The sequence below is a fragment of the Mycobacterium sp. genome, from assembly GCF_035623875.1.
Taxonomy (GTDB): domain Bacteria; phylum Actinomycetota; class Actinomycetes; order Mycobacteriales; family Mycobacteriaceae; genus Mycobacterium.
Window position 1 is genome coordinate 1 of sequence record NZ_DASPSP010000230.1, and the last position, 3,964, is coordinate 3,964.

A 3,964-nucleotide genomic window follows, 5' to 3' on the forward strand; every position below is an offset into this window, starting at 1 on the left:
GCCGCCTTCGGCGAACGCCTCGTAAAACTCGGTCGGGAACTCGTGCTGTTGGTCCTTGGTCATCCAGTAGTGGTCGTCGAACTTGCCTGCAAGTTCGGCGACCGCAGCGCGGATCGTCTGCTGGTCATCGCTCAGCTGGAAGTCCACGACGCTCTCCACTCGACATCGGGGGTGTTCGATCTAAGGACTAATCATACTAATGGACAGACCAAAAAGGAAGGCCGCATGTTGAGGCGCGCGTCACCTCCGGATGGTCACGCCGTGGCTGGCAGTAACGGCAGTACGTCCGCTATGCGCTCGTTCCAGGCGGCCGGTGTGCCGAATAGCACGCGGTCGAGCTTGGCCCGCTTGTAGAAGAGGTGCAGATCGTGCTCCCACGTGTAGCCAATGGCGCCGTGCAGGGTCAGCGCACTATCGGCGAGCGAGGCGCAGGCGCCGGTGACCTGCGCCTTGGCGACCGCCGCATGGGTCGCGCGCTCGGGCAGACCCTCCTCTGCCGACTCTGCCGCGTAGCAGACAATGGACAACGAGGACTCCACCGTGACCAACATCTGCGCGGCGGCATGTTTGACCGCCTGGAACGCTCCGATCGGCTGGCCGAACTGCTGTCGTTGCTTGCTGTAATCGACCGCGAGTTGGAGCATCCGTTCCGATGCGCCCAATGCGTCGGCGGCCACCAGAACGGCTGCTCGGGTGGCGATTTCGGTGATCGCCGCGGTCGCGTCGGTGTCGAGCCGCCGTGCCGGTACATCGTCAAGGGTGACATCAGCCGCGTCGCGCGAGCGGTCCAGCAACGACCGTGGGTGAAGCCCCACACCGTGGTCAGCGCCCTCCACCAGCCAGAGCGACAGAGACCCATCATCGGCCACGGGAACCACAAATCGCGCCGCCCGGGTGGCGCCCAGTACGCACGGGATGCGTCCATGCAACCGGTCAGCCCGGCTCTCCACCGAGGACGACACGGCCGGAATGCGATCGGCCCGTACCGCCAACGCGGTCACCTCACCAGACTCGCACGCGGCGCGCGCCAACGCCGGCTCGTCGGCCAGCGCCGGCACAACAATCGCCGACTGCAACCAGCTAGCCGACGGCGCCGCCGCCCGCCCAAGTTCTCGCGCGGTAAGCGCAAGCTCCAGAAGGCCACCGCCCTGGCCGCCGAGCTCCTCGTCAAAGCCAACCCCGGCCCACCCCTCACCGGCAAAGAGCCGCTCGAAGCTGGAAAGGTCGCCGGCATCCAACCAGGCGCGGACCGCAGCTGGCTCGGCCCGTTGGCCCAACCACTCGCGCAGCGAGGTGGTGAACAGCTCTTGCTCTTCGGAGAGTTCCCATCGCATCAGCTTTTCTCCTGCCGCCTCTGCCGAATTGAATAAATGGTCCTTAGGTCAGACCATAACCCATCAGCGCCGTGAGAGGGAAGCAGCGGATTCCGCACCACACCCCCGCGATCCTGACCGGACCCCGTGAATTGGTCCACGGCAAACGAGAGTCGTTTCAATGGGTGCGGTGGCTAGCCTAGCGGGCTGATTGTGACCGGCGATACCGCACGGTGTCTCGTTTGTAGAGATTCGGGAGTGATCGTTTCCTGCCTCAGATCTTTGAGCTTCGGGAGTATCGCATCGTGTCTCATCTCGCCTGAGACGAATCGCTGCTCCGATCGCGCGGAAGTCAGCTTCGGAGTACCGGCAGTAGCAGCCGCGATGAGGAACGGATGGTGTTGATGGTGCTGGTGCCGACGGGAGCATGGCGGAAGTTCATGATCGCCGGAAATTCCGGGTTCTGGTCATCGCTGGTGATCGTCAAGCGGATGCGGTGTCCGCTCCGGAATCGACGGGCGTTGGGGAGCAAGGGGATTCGGTAGACGACGTCTTGGCCGACCGGGACCGCGGCGGCGGTCCGGCACGGCAGGACCGGAGCGCCCGGGCGGCTGGCGTCTTCGTCGATCTCGCGCAGGCTGGCCCGCAGCCACCCGCTGCTTAGGTGGTCGACCAGCGAGCCGTCGTCGGCGATGTCGGACACAACCACGATCCACCCGGTGTCCGACGCCGTTGCCGAGGCGACCAGTCGCAGTTCGATGTCGCCGGCCACGTCGAGGTCTTCGGCCAGCGGTGCGCTGGTCCAGGTCAGCATCGAGGGCGGGTCGATCGCGCTGGGCCTGGCTCGGTTCAGTCCTTCTCCCAGGGTCATGTACTCGCGGCTGCCGGGTTCGCCCTCGTCGGTGGCCAAGCCCCCGTCGGCGCGCAACGCGAATTCACGGTGTGAACTGCCGGGCGGTGGCCATGACTCCACCGCCTTCCACTCACCGGCTTCGGGCAGGAAGTAGCGGAATTCCGGACCCTCGAGGATGCCGGTGTCCTGTCCCTTGAGCCAATGGTCGTACCACGCGAGCGCTTCGATGTGCAGGCTCTCCCAAGGCCAGGTCATGCCATATTTGCCGAGCATTGCGACCCGGACACAAGGGCTTTTGGTCAGATTTGGCAGTGCGGAGAAGGTCGACGGCAGATGAAGCGGCGCGTTCTCCCAGTCACAACCCATGTAGACCGGGATATCAATGGTCTCGAGCAGTGGAGTCAGGTCGCGGTCGTCCCACCACGCATCCCGCAGCGGGTGCTTTACCACGGCGTCTTGCCAAAGCTCATCCCAGGGCTCGGGTGGGTGGGGCAGCTTCATGAGCAGGTTGAGGATTCCGTTGGAGGATTCCCCGTTCATGGTGGCGAACTTCTTGTGCACCGGCGGCAAGTTCAGGATGCGGCGGGCCACGGCGAAAGGTGCGCTGCGGTAGAACCGATCGCTCTTGGTTGCCGTCAGCCCGAGCATCGACAGAAATAAACTGACAAACTTCGTGCTGGGCAGGCCGTGGTGCGACACGGCATCGTAGAGATCGCTGGTGGCACCGAACGGAAAGATGGCCTTGAGATGTGGGGGTCGCTCGACGGCGGCCTCGAGTTGCGTCATGGCGAAGTAGCTGATGCCCAGCATCCCGACATTGCCGTCACACCATGGTTGTTGACCCACCCACTCGATCAGGTCGTGCATGTCGTGGCGTTCTTGAGTGTCAAATAAGGTGAAAGTCCCACCGGAGCCCCCGGTTCCGCGCAGATTCACGATGGCGTGGACGTAGCCACGCGGCACCCAGAAGTCGGTGGCCCCGGCCTCGATGAATCCGGCCGGCGCGCCGAGGTCCTGGATTTGCCGGGCGTACGGGGACGCGGCCACCAGTGCCGGAAACGACCCTTCGGCGTCCGGGCCGAAGATGTCGGCCACCAGCTCGATTCCGTCCCGCATCGGAATCTTGACGTTGATGTTCCGACGTGTGGAGTACCGCGGTTGGCTCAGGTTGCGGAACCCACGCCCTGATGTCTGCGGCCCGTTCAGTTGGCGTTGGCCTGGTTCGGTTCCGGCTACACGCTTCGAGATGGTGCTCATGGTGCTCATGGTGCTCTCCAAAACTTCCTGTTGCGTTGAGATAAGTCGGGCAGGGTGTCCAGGAGGGGCAGTGCCCGACAGTTGGTGTGTTTGCTGCTGGTTGGGCCGAGGTCATGCACTAAGGCGGGAGTAGTCGGTGTAGCCGCGCTCGTCGCCGCCGTAGAAGGTAGCCCGATCGGGGTCATTGAACGGGCCTCCGGCGGCCAGCCGCGCCGGTAGGTCGGGGTTGGCCAGGAACAGGCTGGCGAACGCGATCATGTCGGCGGTGCCGTCCTCAATCAGCTCGAGGGCGTCGAGGTTGGTCAGCGAGCCCGGGGTTGCCGGGTTGAGGATGAACAGGCCGGCAAAGCGCTTGCGCAAAACGACGGTCAGTTCGCGGTCGGAGGCTTCCATGACGTGCAGGTAAGCCAGGCCGATCGGCGTTAACGCGTCAACCAGCGCCTGGTAGGTGTCGCGGTAGCCGTCCTCGACGATGTCGTTGAGCGGGTTGGTCGGTGAGATTCGTAGTCCCACGCGGTGGGCGCCGATCGCCTCGGCGACA

2 protein-coding genes and 2 pseudogenes are annotated in these 3,964 nt (G+C 64.4%); all 4 read right to left on the reverse strand.

The window, feature by feature from the left end; all coding sequences use genetic code 11:
* Positions 1-147, reverse strand: a pseudogene (locus VEI45_RS18795) (acyl-CoA dehydrogenase); the annotation flags it as partial.
* A 107-nt stretch (positions 148-254) separates the two neighbouring features.
* On the reverse strand, positions 255-1,334 hold the full coding sequence (locus tag VEI45_RS18800; protein ID WP_324855932.1) for an acyl-CoA dehydrogenase family protein: 1,080 nt from the start codon (positions 1,332-1,334) through the stop codon (positions 255-257).
* 331 nt (positions 1,335-1,665) lie between these two features.
* Positions 1,666-3,423, reverse strand: a complete 1,758-nt coding sequence (locus VEI45_RS18805) for a CocE/NonD family hydrolase (protein WP_414687526.1) — start codon at positions 3,421-3,423, stop codon at positions 1,666-1,668.
* 111 nt (positions 3,424-3,534) lie between these two features.
* A pseudogene (locus VEI45_RS18810) lies at positions 3,535-3,964 on the reverse strand (alkene reductase); the annotation flags it as partial.